The 18,135-nt window shown below is 61.7% G+C and carries 16 protein-coding genes and 1 pseudogene; 11 read left to right on the top strand and 6 right to left on the bottom strand.

Annotated features, from left to right (window positions below):
• Positions 1–215 (top strand): annotated as a pseudogene (locus tag ACXAHG_RS17000) (ABC transporter permease); the annotation flags it as partial.
• Between the two features lie 59 nt (positions 216–274).
• On the opposite strand, the gene ACXAHG_RS16995 reads toward ACXAHG_RS17000, so the two are convergent.
• Positions 275–1,078, bottom strand: coding sequence for a helix-turn-helix transcriptional regulator (locus tag ACXAHG_RS16995; RefSeq protein WP_475059182.1), 804 nt, complete (start codon positions 1,076–1,078; stop codon positions 275–277).
• Positions 1,079–1,204: 126 nt separating this feature from the next.
• Here ACXAHG_RS16995 and ACXAHG_RS16990 point away from each other — a divergent pair, with 126 nt between their 5' ends.
• The 9 genes from ACXAHG_RS16990 to ACXAHG_RS16950 all read left to right on the top strand — a co-directional run bounded on the left by ACXAHG_RS16990 (position 1,205) and on the right by ACXAHG_RS16950 (position 12,531).
• A complete protein-coding gene (locus tag ACXAHG_RS16990; RefSeq protein WP_475059179.1) occupies positions 1,205–3,184 on the top strand; it encodes a CocE/NonD family hydrolase in 1,980 nt (659 codons plus the stop codon).
• A gap of 22 nt (positions 3,185–3,206) precedes the next feature.
• Complete coding sequence (locus tag ACXAHG_RS16985; RefSeq protein ID WP_475059176.1) at positions 3,207–4,769, top strand: ABC transporter substrate-binding protein; 1,563 nt, start codon at positions 3,207–3,209, stop codon at positions 4,767–4,769.
• A gap of 111 nt (positions 4,770–4,880) precedes the next feature.
• On the top strand, positions 4,881–5,819 hold the full coding sequence (locus tag ACXAHG_RS16980) for an ABC transporter permease (protein WP_475059173.1): 939 nt from the start codon (positions 4,881–4,883) through the stop codon (positions 5,817–5,819).
• 14 nt (positions 5,820–5,833) lie between these two features.
• Positions 5,834–6,691, top strand: a complete 858-nt coding sequence (locus ACXAHG_RS16975) for an ABC transporter permease (protein ID WP_475039269.1) — start codon at positions 5,834–5,836, stop codon at positions 6,689–6,691.
• Positions 6,688–7,668: an ABC transporter ATP-binding protein gene (locus ACXAHG_RS16970; protein WP_475059171.1), complete on the top strand. Its 981-nt coding sequence runs from the start codon at positions 6,688–6,690 to the stop codon at positions 7,666–7,668. The genes ACXAHG_RS16975 and ACXAHG_RS16970 overlap by 4 nt, the downstream gene beginning before the upstream one ends.
• Positions 7,665–8,603 carry an oligopeptide/dipeptide ABC transporter ATP-binding protein gene (locus tag ACXAHG_RS16965; protein WP_475039267.1) on the top strand — a complete coding sequence of 313 codons (939 nt, stop codon included), beginning with the start codon at positions 7,665–7,667 and terminating at the stop codon, positions 8,601–8,603. The genes ACXAHG_RS16970 and ACXAHG_RS16965 overlap by 4 nt, the downstream gene beginning before the upstream one ends.
• Complete coding sequence (locus tag ACXAHG_RS16960) at positions 8,600–9,388, top strand: SDR family NAD(P)-dependent oxidoreductase (RefSeq protein WP_475059168.1); 789 nt, start codon at positions 8,600–8,602, stop codon at positions 9,386–9,388. The genes ACXAHG_RS16965 and ACXAHG_RS16960 overlap by 4 nt, the downstream gene beginning before the upstream one ends.
• Positions 9,389–9,406: 18 nt before the next feature.
• Positions 9,407–11,029: an amidohydrolase gene (locus ACXAHG_RS16955; protein WP_475059165.1), complete on the top strand. Its 1,623-nt coding sequence runs from the start codon at positions 9,407–9,409 to the stop codon at positions 11,027–11,029.
• 5 nt (positions 11,030–11,034) lie between these two features.
• Positions 11,035–12,531 (top strand): M81 family metallopeptidase, encoded by a 1,497-nt coding sequence (locus ACXAHG_RS16950; RefSeq protein WP_475059162.1) that lies wholly within the window; start codon positions 11,035–11,037, stop codon positions 12,529–12,531.
• Between the two features lie 59 nt (positions 12,532–12,590).
• Here ACXAHG_RS16950 and ACXAHG_RS16945 read toward each other — a convergent pair whose 3' ends face one another.
• From ACXAHG_RS16945 to ACXAHG_RS16930, 4 genes are all read right to left on the bottom strand, one after another.
• The gene (locus ACXAHG_RS16945; protein WP_475039259.1) at positions 12,591–13,094 is read right to left on the bottom strand and encodes a universal stress protein; all 504 of its coding nucleotides are present in this window, start codon (positions 13,092–13,094) and stop codon (positions 12,591–12,593) included.
• 17 nt (positions 13,095–13,111) lie between these two features.
• Entirely contained in the window at positions 13,112–14,452 is a 1,341-nt protein-coding gene (locus tag ACXAHG_RS16940; protein ID WP_475039257.1) for a TRAP transporter large permease, read from the bottom strand.
• Between the two features lie 18 nt (positions 14,453–14,470).
• Positions 14,471–15,007, bottom strand: coding sequence for a TRAP transporter small permease (locus ACXAHG_RS16935; protein ID WP_475039255.1), 537 nt, complete (start codon positions 15,005–15,007; stop codon positions 14,471–14,473).
• 71 nt (positions 15,008–15,078) lie between these two features.
• Entirely contained in the window at positions 15,079–16,092 is a 1,014-nt protein-coding gene (locus ACXAHG_RS16930) for a TRAP transporter substrate-binding protein (RefSeq protein WP_019294599.1), read from the bottom strand.
• A gap of 169 nt (positions 16,093–16,261) precedes the next feature.
• On the opposite strand from ACXAHG_RS16930, the gene ACXAHG_RS16925 reads away from it, so the two are divergent.
• Positions 16,262–17,197, top strand: coding sequence for a LysR family transcriptional regulator (locus ACXAHG_RS16925; protein ID WP_475059160.1), 936 nt, complete (start codon positions 16,262–16,264; stop codon positions 17,195–17,197).
• 6 nt (positions 17,198–17,203) lie between these two features.
• Here the strand turns inward: ACXAHG_RS16925 and ACXAHG_RS16920 are convergent, their stop codons facing one another.
• Positions 17,204–18,130 carry an endonuclease/exonuclease/phosphatase family protein gene (locus ACXAHG_RS16920; RefSeq protein WP_475059158.1) on the bottom strand — a complete coding sequence of 309 codons (927 nt, stop codon included), beginning with the start codon at positions 18,128–18,130 and terminating at the stop codon, positions 17,204–17,206.
• Positions 18,131–18,135: the final 5 nt, after the last annotated feature.

The following is an 18,135-nucleotide window of genomic DNA, read 5'->3' as shown; positions in this document are numbered from 1 at the left end:
TCGCCGACGTGCAGGAGCAAAAGCGCCTGGAGACCGAGGAGCGCATCCAGGAGCTGCGCCGCCAGCGCGAGCTGCGCCGCCAGCAGCAGCAAGAGCAGGGCGAAGCCCCGGCCGCACCCGCACCCTCCACCGGCTCCGGCTCCGGCTCCGGCAGCGGCTCAGGCTTCGGCGGCGTCTTCAACCCCGGTAACCTGTCGGGGGAAGGGGATAACTAGGCCTTAAACTCAGCAAAACAAAAGGCGGCCCCCGGGGCCGCCTTTTTCAGGCTAGGGGGTCAAAACAGAACGCTGCCAGGCGTGTCTGGCAGATCCTCTTTGTCCGGTGTCTCAAGGTACTTGCGGATGGCCGGGTCGATCCGCGGGCTGCGCACAGGGTAGACACCGCAGGCGGCGATGGCTTCGCGGGCGGTGACCCGTTCATCCAGCCGTTTCCAGATCGCACGTGCCGCATAGGGGCGCGGAAAAGGCCGCCAAGCCACCCCCATGGTCATGCCGCGCAGGTATTTCAGCTGCTGCCGGTGGGCGGAAAACAGGATGGTCTGCGCCACGCTGCCCTCGCGGGCGCGTTCGTGCTCGGTGATGAACAGCCGGTTGCCGCGCAGGGTGACCATGCCGTGATAGCGCGAGATCTGCCGGATGCTCTGCTCCGGGTCTTGGGCGATTTCCATGTTGCGGGAGACGATATAGCCGTCTTCCTCGGAAAAGCGGGTGAGCGAGCAGAAGATGCCTTCGCCCCAGGAGGGCGTGCGGAAGTAGGCATGGTAGAAGCCAAGGTAGCGTTTCAGGTTGCGCTGCTGGCCGCGGAACGGCGCCATGAATTTCTCGCCCGCTCCGTGCTGCACCGCGCCGGCGGCATCTGCCAGCTTGGTTTCGAAATCGGTGTTTTCTGTGAACAGCTGCGACTCAGGAATGGCAAAATAGCGGGCGATGCGGCGCAAGTTGTGGGCCGCGGGCATGCTGCTGCCATTGAGGTAGCGGTTAAACTGCTGGCGGTTGATGCCGATCTCGCGGCAGATCTGGGCGATACTGCCGTGCTCGGCGCAAAGCGAGCGCAGATTTTCTGAAAAATTCCCGGACAAGGGCTGATTTCCTTCGCGAACTGACGCTAGTGTGTTGCGGGTCGCGTCACTTCGCGCATGTTTGCACAATTCCGTCAATGGCAAATCCGGGGTCTCTGGAGGGCATCACCCCGCCTGGAGACCCCAATGTCCGTCACCTGCATCGAAAACCAATGGCTTCCCCTGCCGGACGGGCGGCGGTTGGCGGTGCGGATGTGGATGCCGGAAGAGAGCGGGCCGTTTCCGGCCATACTCGAATACCTGCCCTACCGGAAACGCGACGGCACCGCAGCGCGGGATGAGACCACGCACCCGGTGTTTGCCGCCGAAGGCTATGCCTGCGTTCGGGTGGATATCGCTGGCACCGGCGACAGCGAGGGCGTCTTTGACGACGAATATTCCGAGCAGGAGCTGAGCGATGGCGAAGCGGTTTTGGAATGGATTGCCGCACAGCCCTGGTGCACCGGCCGGGTGGGGATGATCGGTATCAGCTGGGGCGGGTTCAACGGGCTGCAGCTAGCCTTCCGCCGGCCGGAGGCGCTGAAAGCGGTGGTCACAGTAGCCTCTGCTGTGGACCGTTACGAGGATGACATCCACTACATGGGCGGCTGCCTGGTTGGCGACAACGCCAACTGGGGCGCGCAGATGTTTGCCTATTTGACCCGCCCCGCCGACCCGGAACTGCGTGCCGATTGGCGCGAGGACTGGATTGCCCGGATGGAGAATGCCCCGTTCTGCGCCGTGGACTGGATGCGCCATCCGCTGCGGGACGGCTACTGGAAGCACGGTTCGGTCTGCGAGGACTGGCCGGCGATCCAGGTGCCGGTTCTGGCCTTGACCGGCTGGGCTGATCCTTACGTGAACACGCCTCCGGCGCTGGCGGCCAACTTGCAAGCACCTTCCAAGGCTCTGATCGGCCCGTGGGAGCATCGCTACCCCCATATCTCCAAGCTGGAGGCATCGGATTTCCATTCCGAGGTGCTGGGCTGGTTTGACCGCTGGCTGAAGCAAGAGCAGAATGGCGCGGAGGATCTGCCGGCCTACCGGGCCTATATGCAGGAGCATTTCAACCCCGTGGCGCAGAATTCCCCGCGCCGGGGACACTGGGTGGCTGAGGCAGAATGGCCCTCGTCCAATGTGTCCGAAGCTGTTTGGCACCTGGTTCCTGGTGGGTTCTCGGATACCGCAGTGCAGGGGGCACTGACGATTGCTTCGCCCGCAAACCTCGGCCAGGCCGGCGGCTATTTCTGCCCCGGCATGCGGATCGACAACGAACTTGCGGGCGATCAGGCAGAAGATGATGCGCTGTCGGTCTGTTTCGACAGCGAGGCGCTGGAAGCGCCGCTGGAACTGCTGGGCCGCGCCAGGCTTCGTCTGCGGTTTTCCGTGGACAAGCCGGTGGCCCAGGTTACCGCGCGGCTCTGCGATGTAGCGCCCGGAGGCGTTTCGCAGCGGGTCACCTTCCGGCCCTTGAATCTGACCCATCACAGCGGCCACGAGACACCGGAGGCGCTGGTTCCAGAGCAGGTTTATGAAGCAGAGATAGCGCTCAATGAATGTGCCCATCATCTGCGCGCAGGGCATCAGCTGCGGCTGGCGCTGTCTGCCGCCTACTGGCCGATGATCTGGCCCGCACCGGAGGCCGCGAAGGTAACCCTTCACTTGGAGGGCTGTTTCCTGCATTTGCCGGTCCGGGAGGCGGCTGTAGAAGCTGATCCGGCAAATCCCGGCCCGGCGCAGGATTTCCCAAACCTGCAGGCCGAGGAGCTGCGTGCTGCCTCGGGATCATCCGGACGCAAGGTGCTGGAGGACGGCACCGTGGTTCTGGAAACCTTTGACGATTTCGGTGAGGCGCGCGATCCTTACCACGGGCTAGCCTCCGGCAGCCACGTGGCAATGCGCTATGCCATTCACCCCGATGACCCGGCCTCGGCCCGGTTCTGGACGAAGTGGCATTTCACCTTCCAGCGCGACGGCTGGCAGGTGGCCATCAGCACCGAAAGCACCATGCATTGCGACGGGCAGAATTTCTACCTGACCCGGAAATTGCGCGCCACGGAAGGCGCGGATGAAACGGAAGTTCTGGCAAAGGAATGGGCCGAGACCCTTCCGCGCGGGCTTCTGTGAACTGATCTTAAGGGAGGACACCATGAAGATCGAATGGACCAAGGCGCCGGTGGGACGCCGCAAGTTTCTGAAAGGCGCAACCGCACTGGGCGCCGCTGCTGTGCTGCCCATGGGGCTGGGCAGCCGCGCTATGGCGGCAGACGGAGGCACCTTGCGGGTGCGTTCCTACGGCGACCTGCAGAGCATTGATCCGGCTTATTCCAAAGGCGTGATCGACGAGGAAATCCACGCCTCGATCTACAACAAGCTGATCCAGTACAAGCCGGGCCGCGAATGGGACTGGCAAATGGATGCTGCTGCGATGATCGAGCAGGGCGATGAGACCCACATCAAATTTGCGCTGCGTGATGACATCGGGTTCACCAATGGCTTTGGCGCGATGACCGCCGAAGACGTGAAGTTCAGCTTTGAGCGCATTGTGGCGGATGAAACGGAAAGCCCGAACAAGCCCGACATGGGTCCGCTGAGCCACGTGGAAGTGACTGGCGAGCGCGAAGGCACCATCGTGCTGAACGAACCCTTTGCGCCGCTGTGGTCCATCGCGCTGCCCTATATCACTGGCAACATCGTGTCGAAAAAGGCCTGGGAAGCGGCGGGCGGCAAGGCAACCACTGATCCGCTGGCGGAATCCGGCCCCTACTTGCGCGACAGCTGGTCGCCGAAGGAAAAGACCGTGCTGAAGCGTAACCCGGATTGGAAGGGCAAGGCGCCGGCTTGGGACACTATCGAGATCCTGCCGATTGATGACGAGAACACTGCAGAGATCGCGTTTGAAGCCGGAGAGCTGGACTTTACCCGGGTGTCGCTGGGGTCGGTTGAACGCTATCGCGCGGGGGTGCCGAATGGCGGCACGCTGCTGGAATACCCGTCGCTGTATTATGCCTGGCTGGGCATGAACCTGGATCACCCCAAGCTGCAGAACAAGAAGCTGCGTCAGGCAATTCAGCACGCAATCGACGTGCCCTCGGTTCTCGAAGCGGCGTATTTCGGCGCGGTCGAGCCTTCCACCGGCATCATTGCACCTGGCCTGCCTGGCAACCGGGCGCAGTCGCTGGTTCCGCCGCAGGCGGACTTTGAGAAGGCCGCTGCACTGCTGGCGGAATCCGGCGAAACCAACGTGACACTGAAACTCGACACGCTGAACAAGACCACCTTCACCACTGCCGCGCAGGTGATCCAGGCAACTCTGGCGCAAATCGGCATCACGGTAGAGGTCAACGTGCTGGAATCCGGGGCCTTCTGGGCCAGCGCCGACAACGAGGACCTGCAGCTGGTGTTGAACCGCTATTCGATGACACCGGATCCGTACTATGCGACTTCCTGGTTCACCACCGAACAGGTCGGCCATTGGAACTGGGAGCAGTTCAGCAATGAAGAGTTTGATCAGATCCACAACTCTGCCTATCAGCTGACCGATCAGGCCAAACGGGACGAGATGTACCAGCGTGCGCAGGACCTGATGGAAGAGAGCGGCGCCTACCGCTTCCTGACTCATGAGGCAACTCCGGTGATCCATTCGGCAGGCGTCGTGCCGGCATTGCGCCCCGACGGGCTGGCGTTGCTGCGCTACTTCGGCAAAGCCTGATACTTTTTCAGATCCGGTCCTCCCCCTGGGTCTGATCTGGCGCGGCTGCAATTTGCGGTGCAGCCGTGCCGTTTTCCTACCGCAGAGCGAAAATAAGGGAGCCATGCGGCCATGTTACTTTATGCAACCCGGCGGTTCGGGCTGGCATTGCTGATCCTGATCGTGGCGGTCACCGCCATGTTCCTGATGATCCGCGCCGTGCCCGGCGATCCGGTCCAGATCATGCTGGGCCCGCGCGCCACGCCCGAGCTGCAGGCGCGGCTGACGGCTGAGCTGGCACTGGACCAGCCGGTCTGGAAACAGCTTCTCATCTTCTATGGCAACCTGATGCAGGGAGACCTGGGGATCGACGTGTTCTCGGGCCGTTCGGTGACCGAGATCGTGTTTCAGCAGCTGCCGCATACCCTGTGGCTGATCCTAGGGTCGATCACCTGGTCCGCTACGCTGGGCATCGCTCTTGGCGCCTATGCCGCTGCGCATCCCAACACGTTGATCGACAGGATTACTGCGGCTATTTCAGTTAGTTTTGTCGCTGCGCCAGCCTTTGTGGTTGCGCTGCTTTCGCTGCTGATCTTTGCGGTGCATCTGCAGTGGTTCCCGGCCATTGGCGCCGGCGAGGGTTTTTGGGGGCGCCTCAACCACTTGGTGCTGCCGGCCTTTGCCATCGGCCTCAGCTGGGTCGGCTATATCGCCCGCCTGGTCCGCGCCTCGATGCTGGAAGTGATGGGCGAAAGCCACATCCGCACTGCCCGCGCCTTTGGCATCAACGAGCGCCGGGTAGTGATGGTCTATGCCTTGCGCATTGCCATCCTGCCGGTGGTGACGGTGATCGGCGTCGGCATGGGGTTCCTGCTGTCCTCCGCCGTCTTTGCCGAGATCGTCTTTGCCCGCCCCGGCCTGGGCAAGCTGGTGATCGACAGCATCACCACCCGCAATTACCCGATCGTGATGGGGTCGGTGCTGATCTCAACCGGCCTTTTTGTGGTTTCCACCGCATTGGCCGACCTGATCAACGCCTGGCTCGACCCCCGCGCCCGCACGGCGAATTAAGGAGGGCGTGAGATATGGCTAAATCCCGTTCCGAACTGGGCCAGATCCTCACTGGCGTCGCCCGCGACCCGCTGGGGCTGATGGGGCTGATCATCGTCGGCACCATCGTGTTCTGCGCCATCTTTGCCTACTGGATCGTGCCCTACGATCCCGTGGCGATGAACATCAAGGACCGGCTGCAAGGCCCGTCCGCCGCGCATCTGCTGGGCACCGACCAGCTGGGCCGCGATACGTTTTCCCGCGTTGTCATGGGTGGTCAGGTCGCGTTGAAAGTCGCACTGCCGGCCGTCTTTGGCGCCATGGCTATCGGTCTGACGCTGGGCATGATTGCAGGCTACGGGCCAAAGTGGCTCGACAACCTTTTGATGTTGTTCTTTGACACCATCCGCTCCTTCCCGACGGTGATGTTTGCACTGGCTGTGGTGGCGCTGGTGGGGCCGAGCCTGCAAACGGTGGTGTTTGTGGTCATGGCGACCTCAATCCCGACCTATGGCCGGGTGGCGCGGACCCAGACGCTGACCCTGCGCAACTCCGAATTCATCCTGGCCGAACGCTCTATGGGCGCCAGCATGACCCGCATCCTGGGCGTGCATATGCTGCCCAACATCGTTGGCGTGCTGGCGGTGCTGGCGGCAATGGACATCCCCACCGTGATCGCGCTGGAGGCGGGGCTGTCCTTCCTTGGCCTTGGTGTGAAACCGCCGACGCCCAGCTGGGGCGCGCTCTTGAAAGACGGCTATTCGCTGATCCGCCAGACCCCGTGGCTGGTGGTGGGCGGCGGCTTGCCGATCATCCTGGCGACACTTGGCTTCACCTTCCTGGGCGAGTCCTTGCGTGACGTGGTTGACCCAAAACTGAGGAAACAGCGATGACCGATACACTTCTGGAAATCGACCGCCTCAGCGTCGACTATGAGACCGCCCGCGGCGACCTGAAGGCCTTGCGCGATATCAGCTTTGATGTGCGCAAAGGCGAGATTGTCGGCATCGTCGGCGAGTCGGGATGCGGTAAATCCACCCTGATCTCGTCCATTCTGCGGCTGACCGCGCCGAACACGCGGTTCCGCCAGGGCGAGGTGCGGTTCAAGGGCGACGATCTGCTGAAACTGCCGGAACGCAAGATGCGGGATCTGCGCGGCGCCGATATCTCCATCGTGTTCCAGGACCCGATGCAGACGCACAACCCGGTGCTGTCCATCGGCCAGCAGATGCTGGATATTCAGCACCGCTCCAAGACGTCCAAACCCGAGAAGCGCGCACGCGCCGCGCAAATGCTGGGCGCCGTCGGTATTCCCGATCCGGAGGCCCGGCTGGATCAGTTCCCGCATGAGTTCTCCGGTGGCATGCGCCAGCGTATTGCCATTGCCATGGCGCTGATGTCGGAACCGGATCTGCTGATCGCGGATGAGCCGACCACGGCGCTGGATGCGACGCTGGAGGTGCAGATCATCGAACGCCTGCAGGAACTGCAGCAGCAGTTCAATTGCGCCATCCTGTTCATCTCGCACCATCTTGGCGTGATTGCCGAGCTCTGCGACCGGGTGGTGGTGATGTATGCCGGCGCGGTGGTCGAAAGCGGCGAGGTGCGCGAGATCTTCCATGATCCCAAGCACCCCTACACCCGCCGCCTGATCGACTGCGACCCGGGCCACATCAAGGAACGCGCCCGGGTGCTGCCGACCATCCCCGGCGAAGTACCAGACCTGGCCAACCTGCCCGGCGGCTGCATCTTCCGCGACCGCTGCGATTTGGCCATGCCGCGCTGCGCATCGCAGGTGCCACCGCTTGCGAAGTTGAAAGAGGGCCACCACGCCGCCTGCTGGCTGAATCATGAGGAGGCCGCCGGATGACCTTGCTGGATGTGAAGAACCTCAAGACCAGCTATGGGCCGGTCAATGTGCTGGCCGGTGTCAGCTTTGCCGTGGAGCCGGGCGAAACTTATGCTTTGGTCGGCGAAAGCGGCTCTGGCAAGACCACGGTGATCCGTGCCATTGCCGGGCTGGCGCCGGCGCAGGAGGGCTCGGTCAAGTTCGACGGGCAGGAGATCCGCGGCGCCTCTGAGCGCACCCTGCGGCCGCTTCGCAAGGACATTGCGATGATGTTCCAGGACCCGGTCGGCAGCCTGTCGCCGCGCCTGACGATCCGCAGCCTGATCACCGAACCCTACCGTATCCAGGGCATGAAGGACCGTGATCTGGATGCCGAGGCCAAACGCCTCTTGGAGATGGTGAACCTGCCCGCGCATTTCGCCGACCGCTACCCGTATCAGCTGTCCGGCGGCCAGGCGCGGCGGGTGGGTGTGGCCCGTGCCCTGGCGCTGGAGCCCAAGCTGATCCTGGCGGATGAACCCACTGCGGGCCTCGACGTGTCGGTGCAGGGGGAACTGCTGAACCTGCTCAACGACCTGCGCGAGCGGCTGGGGCTGGCGATGGTGATCATCACCCACAACCTCAACGTCGTGCGCCATGTGGCCGACCGGATGGGCATCATGTACCTGGGCCGGCTGGTCGAGGAAGGCAGCACCGAGGCGGTCTTTCACGACCCCCGACACCCCTACACCCGCTGCCTGCTGTCAGCCAACCCGGAACCCGATCCGGATGCGCGCCTTGAGCGTATCGCCCTGAAAGGCGAGCCGCCCAGCCTGCTCAAACGCCCCTCCGGCTGCGAGTTCCGCGAGCGCTGCCCCTTTGCCCAGGAGATCTGCACCCAGACTCCGCAATGGGAAGTGGATAACGGCCATGGTCTCCGCTGCCTGGCGCCGCTGCACCAGGGCCGGGCTGCATGACCCGATTTGCAGGCAAAACCGTCCTGATCACGGGCGGCCACACCGGTATCGGCTTTGGCATCGCCGAGCGCTTTGCCCGAGAAGGCGCCGATCTGATCCTGGCCGGGCGAAACCAGGCAAAGGGCGATACCGCGGCGGAGAAGCTTGCGGCGCAAGGTGCAAACGCCCGGTTCCTGTCCGCGGACCTGTCGCGCGAGGAGAACGTGCGCGAAATGGCCGCCGGGCTGGAGCGGCTCGACGTGCTGGTCAACAATGCGGGCCTCGGCAGCCGCCGTATTGAACACGCCCCCGGGGAAAGCCCCGGCACCCGCTGGGACCGCATCCGAGGTGCCAATCAGGACAGCACTTACCTGTTGACCGCACATTGCCTGCCCCTTCTCAAAGCCTCCGGCGGATCGGTGGTCAACATCTCTTCGACCGCCACGTGGCATGGCAATTGGGGACTTTATGGCGTTGCCAAGGCCGGGGTTGAGGCCCTGACCCGCGCCTTTGCCGCCGAGGCCGCACCGGTGCGGGTCAATGCCGTCAGTCCGGGCTGGATTGCCAATGATATCAACGCCTCCGCCTCGGGTAATGCGGATGGCAACTGGGACTTGCCGCCCTCGCTGCTGGACCGCATTGGCACGCCGTCTGAAATCGCGGGCGCGGTGGTCTTTCTGGCCTCCGAAGACGCGTCCTTTGTTACCGGCCAGACACTGATCGTGGACGGCCGGCTGACCCTGATCGACTACCCCTCCCGCCCTCTGCTGGCGCAGCGCGGGCAGGTTCTGAAATCCCAAGACTGAACACCGGAAAGCCAAGCCATGACATCCGTGCTGTATTTCAACGGCCCGATCCTGACGATGGATGCGGCCAATTCGACGCCTGAGGCAGTGCTGACCGAAGGCCAAACCATTCGCGCCGCCGGCAGTGAAGCAGAGCTGCGCGCGCAGATGCCCGCGGGCACACAGGAAGCGGACCTGCAAGGCCAGACCCTGATCCCCGCTTTCATTGATCCGCACGGGCATTTTCCAGACCCGGGCTTTATCCGGCTGTTCCGGGTCGACCTGGCCTCACCGCCGCGCGGCGACTGCCCGGACATTCCCGCAGCACTGGAACGGCTGCGGGCCAAGGCCGCGGAAACCCCTGCCGGTGAATGGGTGATGGGGGTTCTGTTCGACAACACCGCCATTGCCGAGGGCCGGATGCCGACGCGCAGCGAGCTGGACAGTGTCTCGACCGAACATCCGGTCTGGGTGATCCACGCCTCGGGCCACAATGGGTCTGCGAACTCAATGGCGCTGGAGAAGCACGGGGTGAACCGGGACACGCCCGACCCTCTGGGCGGCCGATTCGGGCGCGATCCGGAGACCGGCGCGCTCACCGGGCTGATCGAGGGGCTTTCGGCGATGCGCGAGATGGGGGATACCGATTTCCTGATCGACCGCGAACGGTTCTGGGCCGGGTTCAACAGCTGCCGGGACGAATACCTGGCGCATGGCGTCACCTACGCGCAAAACGCCTGGGCCACCCGCGAGATGCTGGAGCACTTCGCCTCGCTGCCTGCGGATCAGGACCCGGGCTATGACCTGATGCTGCTGCCCATCGGCGAGCTGGAACCGGCGCTGACGGACGGCCCTGATCCACTCGATTGGCCCGGCAACCCGCATTTTACCCTGGGTCCGCGCAAACTGTTCACCGACGGGGCGTTCCAGTTGCAAACAGCCTTCCTCAGCGCACCTTACCACAAGCCAGTGGACCCGGAGCATCCTTGCGGCATGTCTTATGAATGCGCGGAGGAACACCGGCTTCAGGTCAAGAAACTGCACGACTTGGGTTATCAGATACACTGCCATTGCAACGGCGACGCCGGGGCGCAGATGTTTATCGATGCGGTGGCCGCCGCACTGGAAGCCAACCCGCGCGCCGATCACCGGCACACCATCATCCACGGGCAGGCCTTGCGCGACGACCAGCTGCAGCAGATGGCGAGGCTCGGCATCACCGTCAGCTTCTTCCCGGCGCATGTGCATTTCTGGGGCGACCGCCACTACGATACCTTCCTGGGGCCGGAACGGGCCGAGCGGATCTCACCCTGTGCCTCGGCCGAGCAGTATGGCGTGCGCTTCACCATCCACAACGACGCCTCGGTAACGCCAACGCGGCCCATCCATCTGGCTCATTGCGCAGTGAACCGGATCACCGCCGGCGGCCGCCGTCTGGGCGAGGCGCAGCGGATCAGTGCGCTGTCGGCCTTGCGGGCGCAGACCATCGACGCCGCCTGGCAGGTGTTCCAGGAGGACACCCGCGGCTCCATCGAGCCGGGCAAGCTGGCGGATCTAGCGGTGCTAAACAGCAACCCGCTGGAGGACCCTGACAACATCGAGACCACCAAGGTCACCCAAACCATCCGCCGCGGGCGGGTTGTCTGGGCACAGGAGCAGTGAGCACCATGCAGTCCAAACCGCGGATCGCCGTTGCCGGTTTTCAGCATGAAACCAATTGCTTCGGCACCACCAAGGCCGGGCTGGCGGAATTCGAGATGGCAGATTCCTGGCCCGCAATGCTGCACGGGAACGAGGTGATCGCCGAGACCCGCGGCATGAACCTGCCCATCGCGGGCTTTGCCAAGGCGGCAGAGGATGCTGGGATGGAACTGCTGCCGATCCTGTGGTGCTCCGCGGAGCCCTCGGCACAGGTGACCGATGATGCGTTTGAAACCATTTGCGCCAAGATCCTGGACGGCGTCCGTGCAGCCGGTGCGCTAGACGGGATCTACTTGGACCTGCACGGGGCAATGGTGACAGAGAGCCATCCCGATGGCGAAGGCGAGATTCTGCGCAGGATTCGGACGCTTGTGGGACCGGAGCTTCCAATCGTGGTTAGCCTGGACCTGCACGCCAATGTCTCGGCCGCCACGGTGGAGCTGGCGTCATACTTGGCAATTTTCCGCACCTACCCGCATCTGGACATGGGCGGCACCGGCGCGCGCTGCCTGCCTGTGCTGCAACGGCTGCTGACGGGCGAGACACTGCACAAGGCGTTCCGGCAGATGGATTACCTGATCCCACTGCACGCGCAGTACACCGGCGCCACGCCGGGTGAGGAGCTCTATGCCGCACTTCCGCCGCTGGAGGCGGACGGCGTTCTGGCCGATATCGCGCTGGGGTTCACCGCCGCGGACTTCCCGGATACACGGCCATCCTGCGTTGCCTATGGCGCCACGGCTGAGGCCGTGGAAGATGCCGCGGACAGTATTTCTGCACTGTTCACCGCGCTGGAAGCAGACTCGGCCCACCCCATGCTATCGCCTCAGGAGGCCGCAGTCATTGCCTGCGAGCCAAGGACGGGCAAGCCCGTAGTGCTGGCCGATGTACAGGACAACCCAGGCGCGGGCGGCACCTCGGATACTACCGGGATGCTGGCTGCACTGGCGGCAGCTGGCGCGCAAGGCGTGCTGTCGGGCCTGTTTCATGATCCCGAAGCCGCGGCCATGGCCCATGCACTGGGGCGCGGAGGGGTGTTCCGGGCAGCGCTTGGCGGACGGTCGGGCGTTGCGGGTGATGCACCGTTTGAAGCGGAGTTCGAAGTGGTGGCTCTCAGCGACGGCACCTGCCGCTACACTGGTGAAATGTACGGCGGCGGTGTGGCAACGCTGGGCCTGACAGCAGCTTTGCGGCTGGCAAACTCAGATGCAGATATCACCCTGGTCGTTACCAGCATCCGCAATCAGTGCCTGGACCTGGCGCATTTCACCCATCTGGGGCTGGAGCCGCAGGCCTTCCGCACAGTTTGTGTCAAAAGCACCGCCCACTTCCGCGCCGATTTCGAACCAGTCGCAAGTGCCGTCTACCCGGTGGCCGCACCAGGTGTTTTCCCCTGCGACCTGCAGAGCGTCTCCTATAGCAACCTGCACCCGGACGTTAGAACCGCCCCTGCACAGGGCTGACACCTGTCGGCAAGGGCGGTCTTCGCAAGCAGCCTGAGATTGGCTGCTTGCGGGGAGGATCAGTCCTCGTCGTCGCCGTTGTTGTAAGGCACCACCAGAGTCGGGATCTGTGAGCGGCGCAGAACCCGCTTAGCGACGGTCCCCAGGAAAGTGTGCGAGAACCCATGGTCATGGGCCCCCAGCACAATCAGATCACAGCCCAGCTCGACCGAGCGGCGCAGGATCACCTCCGCCGGGTGGCCGTCGGTCACCTCAATTGAGCTTACTTGATCGCGGATCCTGGCGTCATCGCCTTCGAGGGCAGCCCAGAAACGGGCCTGGCGTTCGGCCAGAACCTTTTTGACCATTTCATGCCGCCGCTTGGCCGCGGACTTGCGCGTTTCATCGTTCAGCACGAACATCTCGAAGGTGATCTTGGCATCCTCCGAGATCGGTTCATTCACGTGCAGCACGTGAATTTCCGCCTTAGTGGCCTGCGCCAGGCTGGCTGCATGGCGCAAAGCATGGGTGGAATTATGCGACAGATCCGTTGCAAACAGGATGTTTGTGATCATCGGTTTCATATCAGTCCCCTTTCAGATCAATAGCCAAACAGCCGCGGAAGCCATAGCGAGATTTCCGGGAAGAAAGCGATGATGAAGATCGCAATCGTATTCACTGCAGCAAAGGGCAGGGCCCGGAGCGAGATCTGTTCGATCGAGATGTTCGAGATACCCGAGGCAATGAACAGGTTTTCACCCAGAGGCGGTGTCTGGAAACCGATACCCAAGGTACAGACCATCACCACGCCAAAGTGGATCGGGTCGATGCCCACCGAATAGGCAACAGGCAGCATCACCGGTACCAGGATCAGGATTGTTGCCAAGGTCTCCATGAACATGCCGACGAACAGCAGGAAGAAGATAATCAACGCCCAGATCACATAGAGGTTCTGGGTGAAGCTCAGCATGCTGTCGGCGATGATCGCCGGGATCTGATTTTCCACCAAAAGACGGCCGAACACGGTCGCGGTGAACAGGATCAGCAGAACGCGGCCTGTCAGCCAGGTCGTGGCTTCCAGCGACTGGAACAGCGACGACCATGTCAGCTCGCGGTAGATGAAAACACCCACCACAAGGGTGTAGAAGATTGCAACGATGGCAGCCTCGGTCGGAGTGAAGAAGCCGGTGTAGATGCCGCCCAGGATCACCAGCGGTGCCATCAGCGACCAGAATCCGCGGTACATTTCGCAACCGACATTGCGGATCGACCAGCCGTCGGACATGCCCTTGTAGCCGCGCTGTTTCGACATGAAGTAGTTCAGGATCAGCAAGCTGGTGGCGATCAGGAAGGCCGGCACAAAGCCTGCAATAAATAGTTTCGAGATCGAGACTGACTGGAAAGTGCCGTATTTTTCCACCGCTTCCGGCGGCGGTGCCATACCTAGGGCTGCAATGCCGAAGATCACCATCGGGATCGACGGCGGGATGATGATGCCGAGACCGCCAGAGGACGCGGTGACGGCAGAGGCATAACCCTTCTCATAGCCGCGGTTTATCATGGCCGGGATCATCAGCATGCCGACAGCAGCAGTGGTTGCCGGGCCGGAGCCGGAAATGGCGCCAAAGAACAGGCAAGCCATTACTGTGGCAGCGGAAATGCCCCCGGTGAAGGGCCCGGCCAGGCTTTCAGCGACGTTGATCAACCGTTTGGATATCCCCGCGGCCTCCATCAGGGCACCAGCCAGGATAAAGGCCGGCAGCGCCATCAGCGGGAAAGAGCCAACGGAGGTAAAGGCGATCTGCACGAATTTGATCGGGTTTTCGTCCAGATACAGGAAAGAGATGAGCGATGAGACCCCCAGCGCCACCGTGATTGGTGCGCCCAGGAGCAGAAGCAGCAGAAATGATCCAAACAGGATCGTGACGATTTCAGATTCCATTTTCTATCCCTCCCGTGATTACTTGCGGTCGTCTGCGCCAGTAGCGGCCTTGATTTCGTCAAGGTCGATCTGGTCGGGATCGTGGATCTCTTCGCCACGGATCAGTTTGCGGTAGTTCACCTGCAGGATGCGGATCGTCATCAGGGTGAAGGCGATGGGCAGAACCATGTAGATGTATTTCATCTCGATGCCCAAGGTCTGCGACTTCCAGAATTTGTTCATCTTGTTGAAGACAAAATCGGTGGCCAGCCACAGGAAATAACAGTTGAAGAACAGCCAGAAGAGATCGGCGAACGCCTCAACGTACTTGATCCAGCCGGCGGGCAGGAATTTGAACTGGAAGGTCACACGGTTATGCGCGCCCTTCAGTGCTGCATAGCTGGCGCCGAAGTAGACAAACCAGACGAACATGTAGACCGAGAGCTCTTCGATCCACGAAAAGGAATGCCCGAACACCTCGCGCGAGACGATTTGAACAAATAGCAGAATAACAAAGCCGGACAGCAATAGGCGGCAGATATAGCTTTCTATATTGTCCAGGAATTTCCAGAACATGTTGTACTCCTCCCCTGTGCAAAGCAGCGCACAAGGCGCTGCTTTGTTATTTTTATAGATTTGCCAGAGGCTTACTGAACCGGATCACGGCCGATGGTGGTCAGCACGGTGTTCAGTTTCTCGACACCGCCGATGGAGTCGTAGAACTGCGGCCACACGGCTTCGGTTGCCAGTTTGATGAATTCGGCTTCATCGTTTGCCGGATCGTCGATCTGCATGCCTTTGGCCAGCAGCTCTTCTTTGATCTGAGCCTCAATGTCGCGCAGGAACTGAGCCGACTTCACGGTTGCTTCCTTGCCTGCCTCGATCAGGATCTGCTGATCCTCTTCGGACAGGTCCTGAAACACCGCCTCAGACACGATCAGCGGCTCAATCGAGAAGATGTAACGCAGGTTGGTCACATATTCCTGCACTTCGTAGAACTTCATCGCGTTGATGGTCGTGTAGGGGTTGTCCTGACCGTCAACAACCTTGGTCTGCAGCCCGGTAAAGGTCTCAGACCAGGCCATCGGGGTCGGGTTGATGCCCCAGGACTTGTAGGTTTCGATCATGATCTCGTTTTTCGGAACGCGGATGACCAGATCCTGCAAGTCGGCCACGGTGGTGACCGGTTTTTTGGAGTTGGTCAGGCGGCGGAAGCCGGTGTAGGTCCAAGCCAGAATGCGCACGCCGGCATCGCGGATGGTGTTTTCGGTCAACTCCTGGCCGATCGGGCCCTGGGTCAGCTTTTCCGCATCTTCCAGCGACAGGATCACGTAGGGCAGGGTGAACACGCCAACGGTCGGCGAGAACGGAGTGACGTTGTTGATCGCCAGCAGCGACATGTCCAGGGTGCCAATGGCCGCCTCGTTCACAGTGTCCTGCTCAGAGCCCAGCTGGCCATTGAGGAACATGGTGCCGGTGTGCTTGCCGCCGGACTTTTCTTCCAGCGCCTCAATGAAGAATTTGCCGGTGCCTTCCTGCGAGCTGCCGGCGCCGTCGCCTACGGCGATTTTGAAGTTCTTGGCGGAAACAGCGCCGGTGGTCAGCATAGCGGCGGCGGAAACGGCCGCAGTCAGCGTGCAGACCTTCTTGAGAAATGACATAACTTCCTCCCGTATTGTCATCTTTGGGATCCAAGGTGCGCGCTGGCCCGCCCTCCACAGCGTTGCAGCCAGTCCGATCCATCCTTGGTCTGCGGGAAGCTACATTGCAGTTTATGTTTCGAGAATGTAAACTTATGAACGCAAGGTTTCACATATATCGAACTTGGAAATGAATCGAAAAACTCAGCTCAAACATGTTGCCGACGCAGATCTGAAATTGCTGCGGGTGTTCAAGGCGGTGGCAGAAAGCGGCGGACTGGCAGCCGCAGAAACCGAGTTGAACATCGGCAAATCGACGATCTCGAAATATATCGCCGATCTTGAGTTGCGCTTGGACCTTAAGCTGTGCAACCGCGGACCCGCCGGGTTTTCCCTGACCGACGACGGCACCAAGGTGCTGAAATCTGCCGAAGGTCTGCTGACGTCTGTTTCGGATTTCCGGGCCGAAGTGAATGAGATCAAGCAGCAGCTGGCCGGCACAATCCGGATTGCCCTGTTCGACCAATGCGCCTCCAATCCAGAGGCCTTTGTTCCCGGCGGTATCCGGGTCTTCAACAAGGCGGCGCCGTCGGTGGAGATCGAATTGTCGCTGGAACCGCCGAATGTGATTGAGACCAAGGTCATCAGCGGCCAGCTGGATATCGGCATTCTGGCTTTGCACCGGCCTTCTCCCAGTCTCGACTACATGCCGCTTTATGGTGAGAACATGTTTCTTTACTGCGGCAAGGGGCATCCGTTTTTCGACTGCGACCACGCTATCCTGGGGCTGCCTGATGTGCGGGCGATGAATTATGCGGGTATCCGGGTAAACTCGCCGAACCTGCATGTTGGTCAAAAACTCGGTTTCAGACGTGCCGCCAAGGTGCAGAATGAGCAGGCGCTTGCCATTCTGATCATGTCAGGCAGCTATCTGGGTTTTCTGCCGGATCATCTGGCGGCCGGGTTTGTTGGCAGCGGCCTGATGCGCAAGGTTCTGCCGCGGGAAATTTTCTACCGCACCCAATTTGCCGCAGTCACTCGCAAGCGTCCGGCCGTTAACCGCATAACCAAGCTGTTTCTTGATACACTGGTTGCCGCCCACTCCGGCCCGGCAGCTGAGGTTTGATGCGGATCAGACCCCGTGCAGTTCAACCCAATAGGGCTGATGGTCGGACCCATCGGCTGAGGTATCGACCCAAGCGCGGGACACAGCCCCTGCCAGCCCGGCGCTGAGCAGGCAGTAGTCGAGCCGCAAAGGTTCCGACGGCGCCCTGCCCGGCGGATCCGGCCACCAGGTATAGCCAGCATCATCCGCGCCGTTGTGCGCCGCATGCCAGCTGTCTGCAAAACTGTCCCAATGCAGGTTATGGCCGGTGGCCAGATCCGACTCGCCCATCAAGGCAGAATATTCCGGACTGTCCGGCACCATGTTGAAGTCGCCCATTAGGATCGTGTGGCGGGGCAGAGCGGGCTGGGTTTCGCCCTGGGCCCAGTCCATGGCATGGAAATTGGCCAGTTCGGCGGGATCATGCTCCGGTGCGGCGCCAGTCCAGGAGCCGCCGCGCGCCTGGGCACCCTGATGCAGGGAAATGAGATGCTGAATCTGTGCCAGTTTCTCCCGCCGGGAGGCGGACGAAAGGTGCAGCGAATAGACTCTGAGCGGACCTGCAGGCGCTGCCAGAACACATTCCAATGCTCCGGTTTCCATTCCCAGGCTGCGGGCAGTAGCGATCTTGGGCAGCAGGTGGCGGCGCACCTCTAAGATCCGGTATTTGGACAGCAGCATCACTCCAAACTGACGGCGCAGGTTTAAAACCTGGCCATCAGCACCGGTGCTGCCTGCATCCATGTCGAAGGCCGGGAAATAGCTCCAGTGGCAGTCCGGCAGCAGATCAGCCAGTAGCGCAGGCTGATCTGCCATGGCACTGCGGCGCCAGTTCCGTTCCACCTCTTGCAGCGCGATGACATCGGCATCGCGCACCGAGTCGGCAATCCGGCCATAATCATAGACCCCATCAGGGCCTAGCGCGTAACGAATGTTATAAGTAACCAACTTCATAAGAT

The organism is Leisingera sp. ABD4_442 (genome assembly GCF_056160905.1).
Note: the sequence above shows the minus strand (reverse complement) of the source record. Positions and strands in the feature narration are given on the sequence as shown.

Coding starts and splice junctions, on each gene's coding strand:
- ACXAHG_RS16930 (WP_019294599.1), bottom strand. CDS start 16,092: ATGTCATTTCTCAAGAAGGTCTGCACGCTGACTGCGGCCGTTTCCGCC.
- ACXAHG_RS16965 (WP_475039267.1), top strand. CDS start 7,665: ATGACCTTGCTGGATGTGAAGAACCTCAAGACCAGCTATGGGCCGGTC.
- ACXAHG_RS16940 (WP_475039257.1), bottom strand. CDS start 14,452: ATGGAATCTGAAATCGTCACGATCCTGTTTGGATCATTTCTGCTGCTT.
- ACXAHG_RS16980 (WP_475059173.1), top strand. CDS start 4,881: ATGTTACTTTATGCAACCCGGCGGTTCGGGCTGGCATTGCTGATCCTG.
- ACXAHG_RS16950 (WP_475059162.1), top strand. CDS start 11,035: ATGCAGTCCAAACCGCGGATCGCCGTTGCCGGTTTTCAGCATGAAACC.
- ACXAHG_RS16955 (WP_475059165.1), top strand. CDS start 9,407: ATGACATCCGTGCTGTATTTCAACGGCCCGATCCTGACGATGGATGCG.
- ACXAHG_RS16970 (WP_475059171.1), top strand. CDS start 6,688: ATGACCGATACACTTCTGGAAATCGACCGCCTCAGCGTCGACTATGAG.
- ACXAHG_RS16985 (WP_475059176.1), top strand. CDS start 3,207: ATGAAGATCGAATGGACCAAGGCGCCGGTGGGACGCCGCAAGTTTCTG.
- ACXAHG_RS16935 (WP_475039255.1), bottom strand. CDS start 15,007: ATGTTCTGGAAATTCCTGGACAATATAGAAAGCTATATCTGCCGCCTA.
- ACXAHG_RS16945 (WP_475039259.1), bottom strand. CDS start 13,094: ATGAAACCGATGATCACAAACATCCTGTTTGCAACGGATCTGTCGCAT.
- ACXAHG_RS16960 (WP_475059168.1), top strand. CDS start 8,600: ATGACCCGATTTGCAGGCAAAACCGTCCTGATCACGGGCGGCCACACC.
- ACXAHG_RS16990 (WP_475059179.1), top strand. CDS start 1,205: ATGTCCGTCACCTGCATCGAAAACCAATGGCTTCCCCTGCCGGACGGG.
- ACXAHG_RS16920 (WP_475059158.1), bottom strand. CDS start 18,130: ATGAAGTTGGTTACTTATAACATTCGTTACGCGCTAGGCCCTGATGGG.
- ACXAHG_RS16925 (WP_475059160.1), top strand. CDS start 16,262: ATGAATCGAAAAACTCAGCTCAAACATGTTGCCGACGCAGATCTGAAA.
- ACXAHG_RS16975 (WP_475039269.1), top strand. CDS start 5,834: ATGGCTAAATCCCGTTCCGAACTGGGCCAGATCCTCACTGGCGTCGCC.